The following is an 18,695-nucleotide window of genomic DNA, read 5'->3' as shown; positions in this document are numbered from 1 at the left end:
GAGCGCGGCTTGCCGCGGTTCAACGTCGAAGGAGTTCAGCCAGGTCGATCGACACGCCGCGAAACATGAGGGTCGCCGGTGCGTGGACTGCCGCGATCTGGGCGTAGCCGTCGTCGCCGGGATCGGAGTGGACCACGGCGCGGTCGGCCGCCAGGTCGATCACCCAGTACTGCGGGATTCCGGCCGCGGCGTAGATCACGGGCTTGATCTCCAGGTCAGTCGGGTGCGTCGACGGGGTCACCTCGATGGCAAGCTCCGCGGTCTGCGGATGGCCGGAACCGACCGTGCGAACACGGGTCACGCTGATGTCCGGCTCGGGCTCGGAGAACGCCGATGCGGCGAGGGGCACCTGCGGACCGACCTCCACGTCGTCACCCAGACCGCGGACGAGCCACTTGGTGAGCAGTGTGATCGCGCGGGCGTGACGGTCGGACATGGGCGGCATCTGGACCAAGACCCCTTCGAGCAGCTCCACACGTTCACCTGCGAAGTGGCCCTGCTCGACCAGCGCCTCGAAGGTCTCGCGACGGAGCGGCCGAACACTGGTCTGTGGGTCGGTGGTGGTGGCAACGGACATTGGCTGCACGATGCGACCAGCGTGCGCTCCGTCGGCCCCGTTGTCCACAGGTCGAGTGGGTCAGTGCAGAGCCGAACGGTCCTCGCCCGATGGGGACGTTGCGCAGCTCACTCGTCTCGGGCTCTACTCGTACTCCGCGACCGGCGGGCAGGAGCACATCAAGTTCTTGTCGCCGTAGGCGTTGTCAACGCGACCGACCGGGGGCCAGAACTTGCTGGCGGCCTGGGCTCGCCCGGCCGGGAACGCGGCCCGCTCCCGCGAGTACAGGCGGTCCCACCCCTCCCCCATCACCGCAAGCGCGGTGAACGGCGCGTGCGCGAGCAGGCTGTCCTCGTAGGGGACATCGCCGGACTCGATCTCGGCGATCTCGGTCCGGATGGCGAGCATCGCGTCGATGAACCGGTCCAACTCGGCCTTCGGCTCGGACTCGGTCGGCTCGATCATCAGCGTCCCCGCCACCGGGAAGGACATGGTCGGGGCGTGGAAGCCGTAGTCGATCAGCCGCTTGGCGATGTCCTCACCCGTGACACCCGTCGCCTTGGTGATCGGCCGGATGTCGATGATGCACTCGTGTGCCACCGCGCCCGCCTCGCCGGTGTACAGCACGTCGTAGGCTCCTCGCAGTCGGGCGGCGATGTAGTTGGCCGACAGGATCGCGGCACGGGTTGCCTTCGTCAGACCCGCCCCACCCATGAGGCGGAGGTAGGCCCACGGAATGGCCAGGATGCCCGCTGACCCGTACGGCGCCGACGTGACCGGCCCCGCCTTCTCGGTGCCGGGCAGGAAGGGCGCGAGGTGGGCACCCACACCGATCGGACCCACGCCGGGACCTCCCCCGCCGTGCGGGATGCAGAAGGTCTTGTGGAGGTTCAGGTGGCTGACATCGGCGCCGAACCTGCCCGGCTGGGCCAGCCCGACCAGCGCGTTCAGGTTGGCTCCGTCCAGGTACACCTGACCCCCGTGGTCGTGCACGATCCGACAGATCTCGGTGATCGCGGTCTCGAACACCCCGTGGGTGGAGGGGTAGGTGACCATGAGGGCCGCCAGCTCCTCGCTGTGCTCGTCCGCCTTGGCCCCCAGGTCCTCCACGTCGACGTTGCCGTCCTCATCGCAGCTCACGACCACGACGCGCATCCCGGCCATGACGGCGCTGGCGGCGTTGGTGCCGTGTGCCGAACTCGGGATCAGGCAGACGTCGCGGTAGGACTCCCCACGCGAGGCGTGGTACCCCCGGATCGCGAGCAGCCCGGCCAACTCCCCCTGGGCGCCCGAGTTGGGCTGCAGGCTGACGGCGTCGTAGCCGGTGATGTCGGCCAGCCACTGCTCGAGGTCGGTGACCAGCTGCCGGCTGCCGATCGTGGTGTCCTCCGGTGCGAACGGGTGGACGTCGGCGAACTCGGGCCAACTGATGGCCTCCATCTCGGCCACGGCGTTCAGCTTCATGGTGCACGAGCCCAGCGGGATCATGGTTCGGTCGAGTGCCAGGTCCTTGTCGGCCAGGGCGCGGAGGTACCGCATCATCGAGGTCTCTGACCGGTGGATGTTGAACACCGGGTGGGTCAGGAACTCACTGCCCCGGGCCTGATGACCGGCCAGCGCTGGCATCGACGGGTAGGGCTTGGCCGGTGTGGAGTCGATCAGGCAGTCCACGCCGAACACGGCGCAGATCTCGGCCACCGTCTCAGGCGTGGACGTCTCATCGAGCGAGAGGCCGATGTGATCGGCGTCGATGACCCGGATCAGGTAGCCGACGCGGCGGGCGGCCCGGGCGATCTCCTCGGCACGCTCGGGGACGGCGACTGTGAGGGTGTCGAAGAACTCCCGCGTGACGACCGTCACGTCGCCGGCGCGCAGCGAGTCGAACAGTCCGGCGGTCAGGCCCCGCACCCGGGTCGCGATCTCGGTCAGGCCATCCGGCCCGTGATAGGCCGCGTACATGCTTGCTGCGTTGGCCAGCAGCACCTGGGCCGTGCAGATGTTCGAGGTCGCCTTCTCACGCCGGATGTGCTGCTCCCGGGTCTGCAGTGCCAGGCGGTAGGCGGTGTCCCCGTGAGCATCGACGCTGACGCCGACCAACCGTCCGGGCAGGGTCCGCTTGTACGCCTCGCTGGTGGCCAGGTAGCCGGCGTGGGGGCCGCCGTACCACATCGGGATGCCGAAGCGCTGCGAGGTCCCGACCGCGATGTCGGCGCCCAGATCTCCGGGCGCGGCCAGGATCGTCAGGGCGAGCAGGTCTGCGGCGACGACCGCCAGTCCGCCGTCCTCGTGGATGGCGTCGATGACGGGCCGCAGATCTCGGACCTCACCTGAGGTGCCCGGGTACTGCAGCAGGATCCCGAAGGCCGGCGGGAGTACCTCGGACCAGGGGTCGATGGTCTGGACCTTGATGTCCAGCGGCTCGGCGCGCGTCTGGAGGACCGCGAGGGTCTGCGGGTGCACGTCGGCATCGACCAGGAAGGTGTCGCTGTCGTGGCGGGTGGCCCGCGAGGCCATCGTCATCGCTTCGGCGGCGGCAGTGCCCTCGTCCAGCAGGCTCGCGTTCGCCAGGGGCATGCCGGTCAGGTCGGCGACCATGGTCTGGAAGTTCAGCAGCGCCTCCAGCCGTCCTTGGGAGATCTCGGGCTGGTACGGCGTGTACGCGGTGTACCAGGCCGGGTTCTCCAGCATGTTCCGCATGATCACCGGCGGCGTGATGGTGCCGTAGTACCCCTGGCCGATCAGGCTGGTGACCGAGACGTTGCTGTCGGCCAGACGGCGGAGTTCGGCGAGGACCTCCTGCTCGGCGTCCGCACGGCCCAGTCGGGTGAGGGCCAGCGGCTCTTCCTGGCGGATGCCGTCCGGGACGGTCGCGTCGATCAGCGCATCGACGGTGTCGTGGTCCAACGCCTGGAGCATCGCTGCGGCGTCTGCATCGGTGATGCCGATGTGGCGGGTGGTGAAGGGGTGAGCGGTCACGAGGCCTCGCACGGGGGGAGCGGTGTCGGTGGATGGAACACCCCAGCTGTCCGAGGCCTGAGAGATTCGTCGCGACCTCTCGCGACTTGCTCCTTCGGCGCCTGTCGTCCTGGCCTGACAGGGCTCTCCAGCGTGCGCACCGGTCGTGCGGTCCGGGTGCCTGAGAGATTCCGGGGCGGTTGCTCCTTCGGCGGCCGCCGACCTGTTGGCTTGCGACGCTCTCCCGCACGATGTCTCGCGCGTGGCCATGCTACCCGAGACCCTCAACGGCCATCCGCTGGTCAGACGGTGGCGAGCCGCCGATGCGCCGACGGGCTCACGCCACGAGTGCGGGTGAACGCGGAGCTGAACCCGAAGGCACCGGCGTATCCGACGCGCCTGGCGACCGCCTCGATCGTGAGTGCGGGATCAGCGGCCAGCAGATCGGCGGCAAGATCCATGCGCCAGCCGGTCAGGTACTGGATCGGGCTCTCGCCGACCGTGTCGCTGAACCGCTTCGCCAGCGATGCGCGCGACACGCCTGCCTCACCGGCCAGCGCGGCGACGGTCCAGGACTGCTCCGGGTGGTCGTGGATGGCCTGGAGGGCGGCGGCCACCACGGGATCCTGGGATCCCGTGAACCACCCCGGCGCACGCGGCCCGGCGACGTCCAGGGCCCACCTGACCGTCTGCATGACCAGCACGTCCAGCAGCCGGTCCAGAACTGTCGCCTGGCCGGGGGCCTCGGTGGATGTTTCGCGTCGGAGCAGCTGCACAAGCCCTGCCGAGCGCGCGTCAGCCGTCTGCACGACAACCGGAGGCAGCCAGTCCAGCAGCCGCCGGGAGACTGCACCCTCACCGACGTAGGTGCCGATGAGCATCTCGGTCGAGGCATCGAGCCCGTGACCCCAGGTCCGCACGCCCAGGCGCATCGACTCCTCCAGCGGCCGCCCGTCCAGGGACTCGCAGCGATTGCCGGGGTGCACGACCACCGTGGGCAGTCGGCCGGGCTTGTCCGCCACGACGTACGGCTCGGGACCTCTGACCAGTGCGACGTCGCCCGACGTGAGGGGGTACGTCGTGCCGTCCTCGGCCTGCACGCAGGCCGTTCCGGTGACCAGTGCCACGACGGTCAGCGGAGCCCGATCACGGACACCGATCGCCCACGGTGTGGCCATCAGAGCACGCAGCAGGTGGGCACCTCTGGCCCGCGGGCCAGCCAGCAGCGCTTCGACGGCGTCCATGGGGCAACTGTAGACGAACTCGAATGGAATGTGGACGCTCAGCCATAGAACGTCCAGTGACCGGCTGGCTGAATGGGGTCATGACACACACACCACACCAGATCCTGATCACCGGAGCGACGGGCAAGACCGGCCGTCGTGTTCTCCGTCGCCTTCGCAGCGGGTACCCCGACCACGCCGTTCGCGGCGTCTCCCGCTCCACCACTCCACGCTTCGACTGGACCGACCGCGACACCTGGGATGCCGTCCTGTCCGACATCGATGTCGTCTACCTCTGCTACTCCCCCGACCTGGGGTTTCCCGGGGCGGCGGGGACCGTGGGCGCGTTCGCCACCCGGGCCGTCGAGCGGGGTGTCTCCCGCGCGGTGCTCCTCTCCGGTCGTGGCGAACCCGAGGCCAGGGCGGCGGAGGAGGCGGTCCGGAACACCGGCATCGGCCTCACCGTGCTCCGTGCCGCGTGGCTGGCCCAGAACTTCACCGAGGACTTCCTCGCCGGCGCCATCGCTGAGGGCGTCGTGGCCCTTCCCATCCGAACCGATGTCGGTGAGCCCGTCGTGGACGCCGACGACGTCGCGGATGCCATCGTCCGGTCCCTCACCGACGACCGTCTGACCGGCCAGACCCACGAGTTGACGGGACCGAACCTGTGGACGCTCGAGGAGATGGTCCAGCGGATCGCCACGGCGACGGGACGATCGCTGCAGGCCGTCCAGGTGCCGATGGACACGTGGGTGGCCGGGGCGGTGGAGGCGGGGATGCCCGCCTCGCTGGCACGTCAGTACGCCGAGCTGTTCGCGGCGATCATGGACGGCCGCAATGCCCAGCTCGCACCGGGCCTCGTCGAGGTCCTGGGCCGGGACGGCGGCGACTTCGGCGACTTCGTGCGCTCGGCGGCCGCCGCTGACGCCTGGACGGTGGCGGCATGACCGGCCCGTCGGAGGGGTCGCTCGTCGCTGCCACGCTGTTGACGGGGCTCGATGCCGGGATCATGCTCGCGTTCGCCAACTCCGTCATGCCGGGGTTGCGCGGTGCGACCGATGACGCCTTCGTCGATGTCATGGTCGGCATCAACGAGCAGATCCAGAATCCGCTCTTCTTCGCCATCTTCATCGGCGGGCCGATGTCGCAGGGGGTGGCGCTGGCCCTTCGCGGCGGCTGGGGCCCGGCCACCGGCCTGCTGGTGAGCGGCGTGATGGCCAGCCTGGCAAAGCTGGCCCTCACCGCGGTGCTGCACGTGCCCGCCAACACGGCCCTGGCCACATCCGGTCGCCGGCCCGGCGCCGCGACGGCTGGGCTTCGGAGCGCCTTCGAGACCCGCTGGGTGTCGTGGCATCGGGTCAGGACCGCCCTGTCGGTGACCGCCTTCCTCGCGACGGCTGCCACCGCGTGGGCTTCTGCACCGTGATGGCCGGACCGTGATGGCCGGACTGTGATGGTTCACGACGGGGCGGCACCGTCGGCAGACGACGGCGGGGAGGAGCCGACGCCCAGCCGTTCCTTGAACCGCTTCATGCGATCCGAGGCCCGGTAGGCCCAGTGCTTCGGCAGGTACCGGCGCACCAGCATGACCGAGCACCCCACGCTGTCGGCGACGACATCCGGAATGGTGCCGAAGAGCACACTCCGGATGCGGGTCTCGCCACTCGCGCCGATGACCACGAGTTCGTGGCCGTCCCGCTCGACGACGCTGGTGATGGTGGCGATGACATCATCTGCGGTCTCCACGAGCACGTCGACCTCGGTGTCGTCCACGATGTCGTCCACCTGCCGCAGCACGGCTTCGCGCTCCCGACCCGCGTCGACGTCCGGGGTGACGATCCGCAGCAGATCGATGCGCGCGCCGGTCGCGCCGGCGATGCGCACGGCCACCTCGAGCCCCAGTCGAGCGTGTCGGCCGCCACCCCACGGCACCAGGATCCGTCGGATGTCCGACAGCCCGCGGTTGCGGAGGACGGCGAGGTCGGCTGGCAGCTCCGCGATCACGTGCCGGACGGGAGATCGTGCGATTCGACCGAGGGAGAAGCCGCCCTGCCACCCCAGCAGCAGCAGGTCGCCGCCGCGGCCGGTGGTCTCGCGGACCAGCGACGTCGACACGTCGTGGACCAGATCGACCGAGGTCCGCAGGGCGGTGTCCGATACGGGCCTCCCGTTGGCGCTCGACGCGTCCAACTCCTCGAGGACAGAGTCGAGCCGCTGGAGGGTCTGCCGGGTCTCGTCAGCTCGAAGGTCCGAGGCCCCGAGCGGGGTCTGGCGCGGCACGACCTCCAGGTGCACCCCGTCGACCTCTCCTCCGGCGTCCCGCCCCGTCGCGATCCACCGTCCAGCCCGCAGCAGGGCTCGCTCGGTCCGGGGGTTGCCGAGCGCCACGACGACGTGCCGGGGATCGTCGGGACCGCTGATGCGCTCGATGGGTGCGACGCTGGTGGCGTCGTCGGCGGGGACGTCAGCAGCGGACGGAGGGGCGAAGAGGGCACGCAGGCCGAGCTGTGCCCAGCGAGCCTGCAGTTGCGGAACCGCATGCTCGATGTCGATCTCTCCACCAGCCCGGACGAGCGCATACCACAACAGGCTGAGCAGGATCAGGCCGACCACGGCTGCCTGGGCCGCAACCCCGGAGAAGCCGATGATCGACAGGCAGCCCAGGGCTGCGATCACCTGCAGGTACGGCGAGAGCGGCACCCGGAAGGTCGGTCGGTACCACTCCGGATCGGCCGCCCGGAGCGCGACCGCGCCGACGTTGATGGCGGCGTAGGAGTACAGCTGCAGCGAGCTCGCGATCTTGGCGAGCTCCTCGACGTTCGGCAGCAACACGATCAGCAGGGCCGCCAGGGACGACGTGAGCAGGATGGCCCGGACCGGCGTGACGGTCCGCTGGTTGATCGTGGCCAACGACCGCGGGAACAGGCGGTCGCGTGACATGGCCAGGTTGATCCGCGACGCGGCCAGGATCGAGGCGTTGGCACTCGAGAGGGTGGCGAACAGGCCGGCGATGATGATCGCCTGCGCACCCGCCGAGCCGTAGACGAGCCGGGCAGCACGCGTCAGGGGATCCGGCACCTCCCGGATCGTCTCCTGCGTGAAGATGCCCGCGATGATCAGCACGATCAGGACGTAGAGCAGCGTCACCAGCGCCACGGATCCCATGAGGGTCCGCGGCAGGTTCTTGGCCGGGTCCTTGATCTCCTCGGCGACCGCGGCGATCTTGACGAAGCCGAGGAAGGACACGAACACCAGGGCGGTCGTCGAGAGGACGGCGCCGCCACCCTCGGGCACGAAGGGCGACAGGTTGGCGGTCTCCACCTCCGTCAACCCACCGACGACGAACACTCCGAGGATGCCCACCAGGGCCAGGACGATCACGACCTGTGCTGAGCCCGACACCTTCGCCCCCACCACGTTCAGGACCAGCAGCAGCGCGGTGGCGATGAGGGCGCCGACGGTCGGATCGAGCGGCGAGACCTGGGTGAGGAACTCACCGGTCCCCACGAGGTAGAAGGCGATCGCGACGGTCAGGCTGAGCCAGATGCCGACGCCGGAGATCGCGCCGAACGCCGGTCCGAGCGATCGCGAGACGAAGTAGTAGTCACCGCCGGAGGTCGGCATGCCCGTCGCGAGCTCGGCAGCGCTGGCAGCGGTCAGCAGGCAGACCAGTCCTGCGACGAGGTAGCTGAGGACGGCTGCCGGACCGGCCTGCTCCAGTGCCAAGCCGGCCAGGAGGAAGATCCCGGCGCCGATCATGGTCCCCGCCCCGATCGTCAGGGCTCCCCAGAACCCCAGATCACGGCGTAGCTCAGCTGGCTCTTCCACGCCTGGTCCTGTCACAGCGGTCGTCGATCGCGGGGGAGTCTATGTGGCCGCACCGCTGGCTCAAGGGCTGTCGGGCTGCCCGCGCCGTCATCCCCCGTGGGTCTGCTGGCACACCGGGCAGGCCCAGATGGTCCGGCTTCGCGGCTCCCACTGCACGATCGGCGTCCCACAGCGATGGCACGGCCGGTCATGCCGCTTGTAGACGTACAGGCGCTCGCCGCGCCGCAGGTCCGACCGGCGACGTCTGCCGACATCGTCTGGCTCGACGGTGACGATCCGACCACTCTTCTCGCCCAGCCGCAGGAGGTGCACGGCATCCTCCCACAGGTCCGTGGCCTGCGCCTCGGTGATCTCACCGGCCGGCGTGTTCGGGTCGATGGCGGCGCGGAAGAGCAGTTCGGCGCGGTAGACGTTGCCGATGCCGGCGATCGCCTTCTGGTCGAGCAGGGCCTCGCAGATCGGGACCGTCCGGCGGCTGAGCGCCTGGTAGAACCGCGTAGGGTCGGCGTCCGCGTCGAGCGGGTCCGGACCGAGCCGGTCGATGATGTCGGGGACCTCCTCCGGCGTGACCAGATCCACGATCGTGGCGCCAGCGAGGTAGATCGTTGAGCCCTGACCATCACCCTGATCGACGCGCAACGCCAGCCGGGTGCCGTCGGTGGGTGGCGGTGGCTCGTCGTGGAAGGTGCGGAACCTGCCGAAGAGGCCGAGGTGGACGTGCAGGACGTCGCCGCTGGGCTGCCCCGCTCCGTCGCCCCCGTCGTCGCCCCAGTGGTACAGCAGGTGCTTCCCGTGGGCCTGGATATCCAGGCAGGTCTGGCCATCGATGCGGGCCGCGCCGTCGTCGAAGCGTCCCTGCGGCGACCAGGCGTGAACCCGCTGGCTCTGCAGGACCTTGCGCTGCAGTCGGGCGTGGCGATGGATGGTGTGACCTTCGGGCATGCCCGCAACTCTCCCCGCCTGTCGGTCCGGTCACCCGCGCCGAATCGTCAGGTGATGTTGCGGTCGTGCGCCCACTTCGACAGCTCGTGTCGGTTCGATAGCTGCAGCTTGCGCAGGACGTTCGAGGCGTGGGTCTCGACGGTCTTGATGGAGATCACCAGGGTCTCGGCGATCTCGGCATAGGTGTAGCCACGGGCGAGGTGCTGCATGACCTCGCGCTCACGGTTGGTCAGCTGGCCGAGTTCCTCTTCGATCTGGACGACCGGGATCTGGGCGAAGGCGTCCAGCACGTAGCCCGCCAGCTGCGGTGAGAAGTACGCGTCACCACCGGAGACCCGCCGGATCGCGGTCACCAGCTCATCCGGCGGAACGGTCTTGGTGACGTATCCGCGAGCGCCGGCGCGGATGATGGCCACGACGTCCTCGGCGGAGTCCGAGGCCGAGAGGGCCAGGAACTCCGCACGCTCGTTGCCGGCCCGCCTGACACCCTCGATCACGGCTGCACCGCCGCCATCGGGCAGGTGGACGTCCAGCAGGACCACGGCTGGGTCGTCGGCGAGGATGCCCTCGATCGCCCCGTCGACGGTTCCGGCGTCGCCCGATATCCACACCTGCGAGGCGATCTCGCTCCGCAGCCCCGATCGGAAGATCGTGTGGTCGTCCACGACGTACACCTTGAGGCGGTCCTTCACGTGGGTTCCTGTTCGCTCGCGGTTCGCAGCGGTAGCCGGAGGACCACCTCGGTGCCGGTGCCCGGTGCCGAGGTGATGGTCGCCGACCCGCCGGCTCGGCTCATCCGATCGACGATCGACCCGCGGACACCGTGCCGATGCTCGGGCACCGCCTCGGGATCGAAGCCGACACCGCGGTCTCTGACGAACACGGTCAGCTCCTCAGCGGTCTCGGCCTGGGCCGAACCGTTCGACGATGCCATGATGGCGGACTCGGCGAAGACGTCGACCGAGGCGATACCGGCGTGCTTGGCCGCGTTGACCATGGCCTCACGCGCTGCCATCACCACCGAACCGGCCGGCGAGCGACGGTCGGTGGCCACGGTCAGGTGGCCCACCCGTCCCAGGGTGACCACTCGGATCGCCACGTCGTAGCGCTCCTCGACGTCCTCCGCGGCCTGCTCGAGCGCCGTGCGCAGGCTGACGGCCGCTTCCCCGGTCCGCGGCGACCCAGCGGAGGATCCCTCCGCTGCCGCCTCGGTCGGCTCCACCGTGTCCGGCTCCGCGGTCTGCGTTGCGGTGGTCGGCGTGCTGGCCGGTACGTCGCCGTCCGGGAAGAGCCACTCCCGGAGCTCGCGCTCCTGTCGGCGTGCCAGCGTCCGGACGGTGGCCGGGGCGTCTGCCCGACGTTGCATCAGCGCCAGGGTCTGCAGCACCGAGTCGTGCAGGTGGGCGGCCGTCGCCGCTCGCTCCTCAGCGATCACCAGTGCCGCCTCAGCCTGCCGGGCCCGTCGTTCGTTGGACCGCAGCACCTCCGTCCCCATCACCAGCGCGGCTGCCCCGAGGACGTACAGCAGGATCTGTCCCACCACGAAGGCGCCGAGGTTCACGCCGCCGATCCCCAGCGCAGCGAGTGTTGCCACGCTGAGTGTCGCCGCGGCGGCCACCACCCCGCGCCGTCCGGCGGCCGCGAGCCCGACGACCAGTGAGGCGAAGGGGTAGCCCCCGACGTACCCGACGTCCTCCTGCACGGCGGCGGAGATGAGCACCACCGTCACCGCAACGCCGAGATCGGTCGCGAGCAGCAGCCAGTCCCGGTCGCGGCGCGGATGGCGCATCCACCCGGTCACCCAGGCCAGGATCGCCCAGGCCACACCGAGCGAGGTGACGTACACCGCGATGTCGGGCTCGTCGAGATCCCCGGCCCAGCCGTACACGGCGACCAGGAGCACCATCCACACGGCACCGATCGATCGCAGGACCAGCGCCACCCTGCCCAGGGCTGCATCAACGGAGGAGTCCATCGCAGCGTCGAGGATACGCCGGTCACAACGGAATCCTGGGCGACGGCGGCTGTCCGTGCCGTTGGGCGATGACCAGGCCCGTGTGCCACAATCTGCCTCGATGCCGTCGGTCAACTGCTGACCAACCGTCGAGATCCCCTATGGTCGGCCCGCAAAGCCGACGCAAAGCTCCCGCCAACCCCTCTAGGAGACGTCCCACACCATGAGGCCTGCCTCGCTCAGCCGGCTCGGAGGACACCTGTCGTCCGCGCGGGTACGACTGCTCCTGGCGGTCGGGCTGCTCTCCGGCGTGCTGGCCGGGTGCTCCCGTGACTTCGACGGGAGCCCCACCGCGAACATCCCGGGCCCAGACCCCGGGCGTGAACTGCCGGCCGATGCGCTCCAACCCCTGGGCCCCGTCGCCGCCGACCAGGACGCCCTGTGGGACCTGGCGTATCCGATCGCCATCGGCGTGTTCGTGTTCGTCTTCGCCGGGCTGGCCTACATCATCGTCCGGTTCCGGGACAAGGGGCAGGAGGAGCTGCCGGTCCAGACGCACGGCAACACCCGCCTGGAGATCGTCTGGACGATCATCCCTGCGCTCATCCTGGTCGTGATCGCCGTGCCCACCGTCAGGACCATCTTCGACCTGGCCCGCGAGCCGGACCCCGACGCCCTGATGATCGATGTGGTCGGCAAGCAGTACTGGTGGGAGTTCCGCTACGAGGAGGCCGGGATCTGGACGGCCTCGGAGCTGCACATCCCGACCGGACGCGACATCTACATCCGGCTGGACGGCTCCGAGCCGGGCAACACCAACGTGTACGGCCACGCACCGGTGCTGCACTCCTTCTGGGTGCCCTCGCTCGCCGGGAAGCGCGACTACGTGCCGGGTGCCATCCGCGAGATGCGCATCCAGGCCGACGAACCGGGGATCTATCCGGGGAACTGCGCGGAGTTCTGCGGCCTGTCGCACGCCAACATGCGCTTCACGGTGATCGCGCACGCTCCCGAGGACTACGAGGCCTGGGTGGCCTCGCAGCAGGAGCCGGCACCACTGGCCGAGGACGAGTTGGTCACCCAGGGGCAGGAGCTGTTCGTCACCGGCGCGTGCATCGGCTGTCACAACATCACGGGGCACCCTGACGTCGATCCCGACAACCCCTCGCGCGTCGGGCCGGACCTGACGCACTTCGCCGCCCGTGAGGCCTTCGCCGGCTACATCTTCGACTCACCGTTCGGGGACCAGGTGGAGAACCCGGACGAGGCCATGGAGAACCTGCGTGCGTGGATCCGCAACTCATCGGGGATCAAACCCGGCTCCCACATGCCGGCCACTCAGGTCGACGGCGAGCCGATCAACGGTGAGCAACTCGACGCCATCATCGCCTACCTCGCAACCTTGGAGTAACGCGTGACCGCCATCGCAGAGAACCCGGAGACCGCGACCCGCCCACGTCGTCGCGGCATCTTCCCGCGCCCGACCAAGACCACGGGCGTGGTCTCGTGGTTGACGACGGTCGATCACAAGCGGATCGGCATCATGTACGGCGTTGGGGCGCTGATCTTCTTCGTCGTCGGAGGTCTGGAGGCGCTCCTGATCCGCGCGCAGCTGGCCACACCCAACGGTGAGGTCCTGTCGGCGGATGCCTACAACCAGATCTTCACGATGCACGGCCTGACGATGGTCTTCTTCGTGGTGATGCCGCTGGGCGCCGCCTTCATCAACTACCTGCTCCCGCTGCAGATCGGGGCGCGTGACGTCGCGTTCCCGCGGATCAACGCGGTGAGTCTGTGGATCTGGATCGTTGCGGGCCTCTTCGTCTACAGCTCGTTCCTGTTCGAGGGTGCGCCGAACAGCTCCTGGGTCTCCTACTTCCCCCAGGCGCTGGTCGGTCCCGACCCGGCCGGGAACCTCGCGGCCGACGCGGTGGCGATCCAGCAGTCGAGGACGCTGTTCTACTCGATGGGCCTGCAGATCGCCGGTGTGGCATCGCTGGCCAGTGCCGTCAACTTCATCGTGACGGTGCTCAACATGCGCGCACCGGGCATGACGATGATGCGCATGCCGGTGTTCACCTGGATGAGCTTCGTCGTCGCGTTCCTGCTGCTGTTCGCCATGCCGATCATCGGGATCGCGCTGTGGCAGATGATGTTCCAGGTCCGCTTCGCCGGTCCCTTCTTCGACCCGCTCAACGGTGGCGACCCCGTCCTGTGGGAGCACATGTTCTGGCTCTTCGGGCATCCAGAGGTCTACATCATGATCCTGCCGGCGTTCGGGATCGTCTCCGAGATCCTCCCGGTGTTCAGCCGCAAGCCGCTGTTCGGCTACTCCGCGATCGTGTTCAGCGGGATCGCCATCGGCTTCCTCGGCTGGGGTGTGTGGGCCCACCACATGTTCACCGCCGGCCTCGGCCCGGTCGCTGACTCCGCCTTCGGCATCGCCACCATGCTCATCGCGGTCCCGACCGGCATCAAGATCTTCAACTGGCTGGGCACGATGTGGGGTGGGCAGATCCGGTTCACCACCCCGATGCTGTTCGCGATCGGGCTGGTGTCGATGTTCACCATCGGCGGCCTCTCCGGGGTCACGCACTCCCTGGTCCCCCACGACACCCAGCAGCACGACACCTATTACGTGGTCGCCCACTTCCACTACGTCCTCTTCGGTGGGGCACTGTTCGGACTCTTCGGTGGCATCTACTTCTGGTACCCCAAGGTCTTCGGCAAGCTGCTCAACGAACGGATCGGCAAGATCCACTTCTGGTCGATGCTGGTCGGCTTCAACCTGACCTTCGGCCCGATGCACTTCCTGGGTCTGAACGGCATGCCCCGTCGCTACTACACCTACGCCGACGGCATGGGCTGGAACGTGTGGAACGCGGTCGTCGGACTCGGGGCCCTCGTGATCGGGGTTTCCTTCCTGATCTTCGTGGCCAACATCTTCCTCTCGCGCAACAACCCGCCCGCCGGCGCGGACCCGTGGGATGCACGGAGCGTGGAGTGGCTGACCTCCTCCCCACCACCAGTCCACAACTTCGACCAGATCCCCCAGATCAGCGACAACGACGAGTTGTGGTATCGCAAGTACGCCTCCGACGACTCCGGCACACCCGTCCGGGTCGCGGCCGGCGGGGCCGACGACGAGAACCCCGGTGGCCCCTACGGCGACAAGGTGAGCGGCAAGACCGCGAAGGAACTCGGCATCCACATGCCGGATCCGTCGTGGTTCCCGTTGCTACTCTCGCTCGGTCTGCCGATCGCGGCCTACGGCGTCTTCTTCGAGGACCGTCTGACGATGACCGCCTTCTTCGCGGTCGGTGGCATCCTCACGTTCGGCTCGATGCTCGGCTGGGCGTTGGAGCCCTCCGCAGAGGAGCACCACTGATGAGCACCGTGGACGCAGCCGACCACGCGGCGGCCGATCACGGCCACACCACCAACCTCGGCATGTCCAACGAGAAGTTGGGCATGTGGACCTTCATCGGGTCGGAGTGCCTGTTCTTCGGCGCGATGATCGCGACCTACCTGCTCTACCTGAATCGGACGAACGACGGGCTCACCGCGTTCGACGTCTTCGACATCCCGTTCACCTCGGCCTCGACGTTCATCCTGCTGATGTCCTCGCTCGGCATGGTGCTGGCGCTGGACGCGCTGCAGCGCCGGGACATGCGGGCCTTCCAGACCTGGACGTTGGCCACCGCGCTGATGGGCATGGTCTTCCTGGCCGGCCAGATGTATGAGTTCGCCTTCTTCGTGGAGGAGGGCTTCAAGCTCGAAACGAGCCCCTTCAGCGTCTCGTTCTTCATGCTGACCGGCTTCCACGGCGTTCACGTCACCGTCGGGGTGGTGATGCTGGTGGCGCTCTGGGCACTGTCCCTGCGGGGCGGCATCACCGCCGACAAGCACCTCGAGACCGTCGAACTGGTTGGCCTGTACTGGCACTTCGTCGACATCGTGTGGATCGTGATCTTCACCGTCATCTACCTCATCCCCGTCGGCTAGCGGCGGGACAGGACCAAACCCCATGGCTCAACAAACCGCCGACGACACCGAGCAGGAGCACCACGGCCCATCCCGCGGCGCCTACCTGCAGATCGCCGGGATCCTGGCCGTCATGACGACCGTCGAGGTCCTCCTCTACGTCTTCCGCGAGTCACTGGGCCGGGCCGTGACCACGCCCTCGCTGATCATCCTCACCCTCGGTAAGTTCGTTCTGGTGGGTGCCTGGTTCATGCACCTGCGCTTCGATCACCCAGCGCTGCGGCGCATGTTCGTGGGAGGCCTGGCATTGGCAGCCGTCATCTTCGCGGTCGTCGCAGCTGACTGGTTCCTCGGCAGCAACGGACTGGACCCCCAGGGGTTCTGATGCCCCCTCCCGTCGAGTTCTCCACCGCGGTCAGGTTCCAGTTCTTCCCGGACATCCTGCTGCTGGTCGTCCTGCTCGCAGGTGGCTACGCCTACCTGCTGAGCACCCTGGGGCCGACGCACGCCCCCGCCCATCTGCGCCGCACCGGCTTTGCCACGCGGCAGCAGAAGGCCATGTTCTACGGCGGCGTCATGCTGTTCCTCATCGGCGGCAGCTGGCCGATCCACAGCCTGGGCGAGGACTACCTCTACAGCGTCCACATGGTGCAGCACCTGCTGTTCCAGTTGGCCGCCGCGCCGCTGCTGCTGCTCGGGACACCGGCGTGGCTGTTCCGGGCGCTGCTGACACCACGTCTGACGCGCATCGTTCGCGCGGCCACCAAACCCCTGCCAGCGATCGTGCTGGTCAACACCTTCGTGGCGATCGCCCACACGCCCCTGTGGGTGGACACGAGCGTGACCAACGGCCTGTTCCACCTCTTCACCCACGTCATGTGGGTGCTGGTCGGCCTGCTGATGTGGTGGCCGGTCTTCTCCCCATTGCCGGAGCTGCCGCACTACAGCTACCTCGGCCGCATGGCCTACCTGTTCAGCCACTCGATCGTGCCGACCGTGCCGGCATCGTTCCTGACGTTCTCCTCCGCGGCCATCTACACCTCCTACGCGTCGGCCCCACGGATCTGGGAGGCCATCACACCGGTTGTTGACCTCCAGATCGCCGGACTGATCATGAAGATCGGCGGTGGCCTGTTCATGTGGAGCATCATCGCCGTGATGTTCTTCCGCTGGTCCCGGGAGGAGAAGCGCGGCGAACCCGACTTCCTGTACTGGCGGGACTACGCCGGGACCGACATGATTCCCGAACTCACCGAACAACGAGGCGAGAAGACCCCATGAACGAGAGTTTTCGGCGGCGAGTGTTCACGCCGATCCTGATGCCGGTGACGATCCTGGGCGGCATCCTGCTGTTCGCGTGGTCGCTGTCTCGCATCCTGCTGGCGGTCCCGAAGTCCATCAGCGTCCTGGTGGCCGTCGTCGCGGCTGCCTACGTACTGGTCGTCGCCTTCGTCGTCGAGCGCAGTCGCAACATCTCCGCACCAGCTCTGGCCGTCGGCCTGACCATCGCCATGCTCGGACTGGTCGGTGCGGGCGGCGTAGCTGCCAGCGTGGGCGTGCGCGAGATCGAGGAGCACGGTGGTGAGGGCGAGGAGGGCGGTGATGCTGCCGTCACCGAGATCCCGGAGGGGGCACTGGTCTGGGGGGCGGACAGCTCGCTGGTCTACACCTCAGCGCCGGCCGAAGCACCGGCTGGCGAGGTGACCGTCGCGATCGACAACTCCTCGGGGCAGGTCCACAACGTCGTCATCGAGGGCTTCCAGGGTGACTCGGTCCTGGTCGAGGCCACCAACGGGATCGACGTGACCACCATCACGATCGACCCCGGGACCTACACCTACTTCTGCTCCATCGCCGGTCACCGCGCCGCCGGCATGGAGGGCGATATCACCTTCAGCTGACCGAGCACTGCTGACGCTGAGATAGCCATGCAGATCCCCGACTTCGACGTCGCTGAGTGGTATCGACGTCGCACCTTCGAGTCCCGCAGCCTGGACCTGGAGGCCGCTGCGTGGGCCAAGGCCGATCAGGGCCTCTCGGTCAGCGTCGTCTTGCCGGCCTACAACGAGGCCCCGACCATCGGCGACGTCATCGATGCCGTCATGTCGTTGGCCGGCGTCCTGGTGGACGAGGTGGTCGTGCTGGACGGCGGGTCCACCGATGCGACGCCGGAGGTGGCGGCTGACCGAGGCGCCCGCGTCCACACCGACATCGGGGCCTTCCCCGACCTCGGCCCGGCACTCGGCAAGGGCGATGCGCTGTGGCGGTCGTTGTCGGTCACCAGCGGCGACATCATCACCTTCGTCGACACCGACATCCGCAACCCGTCCCCGATCTTCGTCAGCGGACTGGTCGCGCCCCTGATCACCACGCCGCAGATCGAGCTGGTCAAGGCCTTCTACGACCGGCCCATCGAGCTGAACGGCACCCTGCACCCGGCTGGTGGCGGGCGGGTCACCGAGCTGCTGGCCCGACCGCTGCTGAACCTGTTCTGGCCGGAGCTGTCCGGGCTGGTCCAGCCTCTCTCGGGCGAGTACGCCGGCCGCCGAGAGCTGCTCGAGTCCATCCCGTTCTCGACGGGGTACGGCGTGGAGATCGGCATGCTGATCGATACGTTGGGCCGCCGCGGTGCCGACGCGATCGCGCAGGTGGACATCGGCCAGCGCATCCATCGGAACCAGGACATCACGGCGCTGTCCCGCATGGCGTTCGGTGTTGCCCAGGCCGCACTCCGTCGGCTGCCCGATGCGGGTCGGGCAACGTTCCCGGATCTGCCGACGGCCTACCGGCAGTTCCAGCGCGACGCCGACGACACCGTCAACCTGCTGGAAGCCGGCCAGATCGAGATCATCGAGCGACCACCGATGGTTGAGTACCGTGCCACCGCCCCATGAGACCGATCTAACCGTCTGGAGCCTCCGGCCTAACCGTCTCGGGCCCCCTTTGACGGCCCGTCGATGACGAGCCGCCCTATCGCGTAGCCGACGCCGCAACCGAGTCCCACGATTGCTGCAATGCCCAACGCCGACAACGCGCTGTCGAGCATGATCCAGGCGATGATCAGACTTCCGATGAATCCGAACGCGACGTAGGTGGCGAACATCAATTGTTGGTGTCTTGCGTCGTTCATGACGCGCTCCTCGCAGGTTCTTCGCGACGGGTTTGGTCTCAGCAGTAGCCGAGTTCACCGCAGGTGGCGATTGTCCCACCGACGGCCAACGCTCCACAGCGACCAGTCACACCGTAGGGACCC

17 protein-coding genes and 1 riboswitch are annotated in these 18,695 nt (G+C 68.4%); of the genes, 9 read left to right on the top strand and 8 right to left on the bottom strand.

Translation table 11 applies throughout. The annotated features are described in order from the left end of the window. Positions 1–19: 19 nt before the first annotated feature. From C1746_RS13430 to C1746_RS13420, 3 genes are all read right to left on the bottom strand, one after another. On the bottom strand, positions 20–577 hold the full coding sequence (locus tag C1746_RS13430; protein ID WP_162867722.1) for a Uma2 family endonuclease: 558 nt from the start codon (positions 575–577) through the stop codon (positions 20–22). Positions 578–700: 123 nt separating this feature from the next. Beyond that, positions 701–3,532 carry an aminomethyl-transferring glycine dehydrogenase gene (gcvP, locus tag C1746_RS13425; protein ID WP_116715059.1) on the bottom strand — a complete coding sequence of 944 codons (2,832 nt, stop codon included), beginning with the start codon at positions 3,530–3,532 and terminating at the stop codon, positions 701–703. A 138-nt stretch (positions 3,533–3,670) separates the two neighbouring features. After that, positions 3,671–3,768: riboswitch (glycine riboswitch) on the bottom strand. A gap of 45 nt (positions 3,769–3,813) precedes the next feature. Continuing rightward, entirely contained in the window at positions 3,814–4,755 is a 942-nt protein-coding gene (locus C1746_RS13420) for an AraC family transcriptional regulator (RefSeq protein WP_116715058.1), read from the bottom strand. A gap of 80 nt (positions 4,756–4,835) precedes the next feature. On the opposite strand from C1746_RS13420, the gene C1746_RS13415 reads away from it, so the two are divergent. Continuing rightward, positions 4,836–5,681, top strand: a complete 846-nt coding sequence (locus tag C1746_RS13415) for an SDR family oxidoreductase (protein ID WP_116715712.1) — start codon at positions 4,836–4,838, stop codon at positions 5,679–5,681. Next, positions 5,678–6,160 (top strand): anthrone oxygenase family protein, encoded by a 483-nt coding sequence (locus C1746_RS13410; protein ID WP_116715057.1) that lies wholly within the window; start codon positions 5,678–5,680, stop codon positions 6,158–6,160. The genes C1746_RS13415 and C1746_RS13410 overlap by 4 nt, the downstream gene beginning before the upstream one ends. Positions 6,161–6,192: 32 nt before the next feature. Here C1746_RS13410 and C1746_RS13405 read toward each other — a convergent pair whose 3' ends face one another. From C1746_RS13405 to C1746_RS22535, 4 genes are all read right to left on the bottom strand, one after another. After that, complete coding sequence (locus tag C1746_RS13405; protein WP_205711844.1) at positions 6,193–8,562, bottom strand: universal stress protein; 2,370 nt, start codon at positions 8,560–8,562, stop codon at positions 6,193–6,195. Positions 8,563–8,649: 87 nt separating this feature from the next. Beyond that, entirely contained in the window at positions 8,650–9,504 is an 855-nt protein-coding gene (locus C1746_RS13400) for an Fpg/Nei family DNA glycosylase (protein ID WP_116715056.1), read from the bottom strand. Positions 9,505–9,551: 47 nt separating this feature from the next. Further along, positions 9,552–10,196 (bottom strand): LuxR C-terminal-related transcriptional regulator, encoded by a 645-nt coding sequence (locus tag C1746_RS13395; RefSeq protein WP_116715055.1) that lies wholly within the window; start codon positions 10,194–10,196, stop codon positions 9,552–9,554. Beyond that, positions 10,193–11,479 (bottom strand): sensor histidine kinase, encoded by a 1,287-nt coding sequence (locus C1746_RS22535; protein ID WP_116715054.1) that lies wholly within the window; start codon positions 11,477–11,479, stop codon positions 10,193–10,195. The genes C1746_RS13395 and C1746_RS22535 overlap by 4 nt, the downstream gene beginning before the upstream one ends. Positions 11,480–11,681: 202 nt before the next feature. Between C1746_RS22535 and coxB the strand changes: the two genes are divergently transcribed. From coxB to C1746_RS13355, 7 genes are read left to right on the top strand one after another with little or no spacing between them, the layout of a single operon-like run. Next, positions 11,682–12,869 carry a cytochrome c oxidase subunit II gene (coxB, locus tag C1746_RS13385; protein WP_116715053.1) on the top strand — a complete coding sequence of 396 codons (1,188 nt, stop codon included), beginning with the start codon at positions 11,682–11,684 and terminating at the stop codon, positions 12,867–12,869. A gap of 3 nt (positions 12,870–12,872) precedes the next feature. Beyond that, positions 12,873–14,846: a cytochrome c oxidase subunit I gene (gene ctaD, locus C1746_RS13380; protein WP_205711843.1), complete on the top strand. Its 1,974-nt coding sequence runs from the start codon at positions 12,873–12,875 to the stop codon at positions 14,844–14,846. Beyond that, the gene (locus C1746_RS13375) at positions 14,846–15,463 is read left to right on the top strand and encodes a cytochrome c oxidase subunit 3 (protein WP_116715052.1); all 618 of its coding nucleotides are present in this window, start codon (positions 14,846–14,848) and stop codon (positions 15,461–15,463) included. The genes ctaD and C1746_RS13375 overlap by 1 nt, the downstream gene beginning before the upstream one ends. A gap of 22 nt (positions 15,464–15,485) precedes the next feature. Beyond that, on the top strand, positions 15,486–15,827 hold the full coding sequence (locus C1746_RS13370; RefSeq protein WP_116715051.1) for a cytochrome C oxidase subunit IV family protein: 342 nt from the start codon (positions 15,486–15,488) through the stop codon (positions 15,825–15,827). Beyond that, entirely contained in the window at positions 15,827–16,723 is an 897-nt protein-coding gene (locus tag C1746_RS13365; RefSeq protein WP_116715050.1) for a cytochrome c oxidase assembly protein, read from the top strand. Before C1746_RS13370 ends, C1746_RS13365 begins: the two co-directional genes overlap by 1 nt. Then, a complete protein-coding gene (locus tag C1746_RS13360) occupies positions 16,720–17,343 on the top strand; it encodes a cupredoxin domain-containing protein (protein ID WP_162867721.1) in 624 nt (207 codons plus the stop codon). Before C1746_RS13365 ends, C1746_RS13360 begins: the two co-directional genes overlap by 4 nt. A 27-nt stretch (positions 17,344–17,370) precedes the next feature. After that, positions 17,371–18,336, top strand: a complete 966-nt coding sequence (locus C1746_RS13355) for a glucosyl-3-phosphoglycerate synthase (protein ID WP_116715048.1) — start codon at positions 17,371–17,373, stop codon at positions 18,334–18,336. A gap of 29 nt (positions 18,337–18,365) precedes the next feature. Here the strand turns inward: C1746_RS13355 and C1746_RS13350 are convergent, their stop codons facing one another. Then, complete coding sequence (locus tag C1746_RS13350; RefSeq protein WP_162867720.1) at positions 18,366–18,572, bottom strand: hypothetical protein; 207 nt, start codon at positions 18,570–18,572, stop codon at positions 18,366–18,368. Positions 18,573–18,695 lie beyond the last annotated feature (123 nt).

The organism is Euzebya tangerina (genome assembly GCF_003074135.1).
GTDB lineage: Bacteria > Actinomycetota > Nitriliruptoria > Euzebyales > Euzebyaceae > Euzebya > Euzebya tangerina.
Note: the sequence above shows the minus strand (reverse complement) of the source record. Positions and strands in the feature narration are given on the sequence as shown.

What these genes read in the sequence shown, in the direction of transcription:
- C1746_RS13400 (WP_116715056.1), bottom strand. Translation starts at nt 9,504, where the DNA reads ATGCCCGAAGGTCACACCATCCATCGCCACGCCCGACTGCAGCGCAAG.
- C1746_RS13415 (WP_116715712.1), top strand. Translation starts at nt 4,836, where the DNA reads ATGACACACACACCACACCAGATCCTGATCACCGGAGCGACGGGCAAG.
- C1746_RS22535 (WP_116715054.1), bottom strand. Translation starts at nt 11,479, where the DNA reads ATGGACTCCTCCGTTGATGCAGCCCTGGGCAGGGTGGCGCTGGTCCTG.
- C1746_RS13360 (WP_162867721.1), top strand. Translation starts at nt 16,720, where the DNA reads ATGAACGAGAGTTTTCGGCGGCGAGTGTTCACGCCGATCCTGATGCCG.
- C1746_RS13365 (WP_116715050.1), top strand. Translation starts at nt 15,827, where the DNA reads ATGCCCCCTCCCGTCGAGTTCTCCACCGCGGTCAGGTTCCAGTTCTTC.
- coxB (WP_116715053.1), top strand. Translation starts at nt 11,682, where the DNA reads ATGAGGCCTGCCTCGCTCAGCCGGCTCGGAGGACACCTGTCGTCCGCG.
- C1746_RS13410 (WP_116715057.1), top strand. Translation starts at nt 5,678, where the DNA reads ATGACCGGCCCGTCGGAGGGGTCGCTCGTCGCTGCCACGCTGTTGACG.
- C1746_RS13350 (WP_162867720.1), bottom strand. Translation starts at nt 18,572, where the DNA reads ATGAACGACGCAAGACACCAACAATTGATGTTCGCCACCTACGTCGCG.
- C1746_RS13370 (WP_116715051.1), top strand. Translation starts at nt 15,486, where the DNA reads ATGGCTCAACAAACCGCCGACGACACCGAGCAGGAGCACCACGGCCCA.
- C1746_RS13430 (WP_162867722.1), bottom strand. Translation starts at nt 577, where the DNA reads ATGTCCGTTGCCACCACCACCGACCCACAGACCAGTGTTCGGCCGCTC.
- C1746_RS13420 (WP_116715058.1), bottom strand. Translation starts at nt 4,755, where the DNA reads ATGGACGCCGTCGAAGCGCTGCTGGCTGGCCCGCGGGCCAGAGGTGCC.
- C1746_RS13375 (WP_116715052.1), top strand. Translation starts at nt 14,846, where the DNA reads ATGAGCACCGTGGACGCAGCCGACCACGCGGCGGCCGATCACGGCCAC.
- C1746_RS13355 (WP_116715048.1), top strand. Translation starts at nt 17,371, where the DNA reads ATGCAGATCCCCGACTTCGACGTCGCTGAGTGGTATCGACGTCGCACC.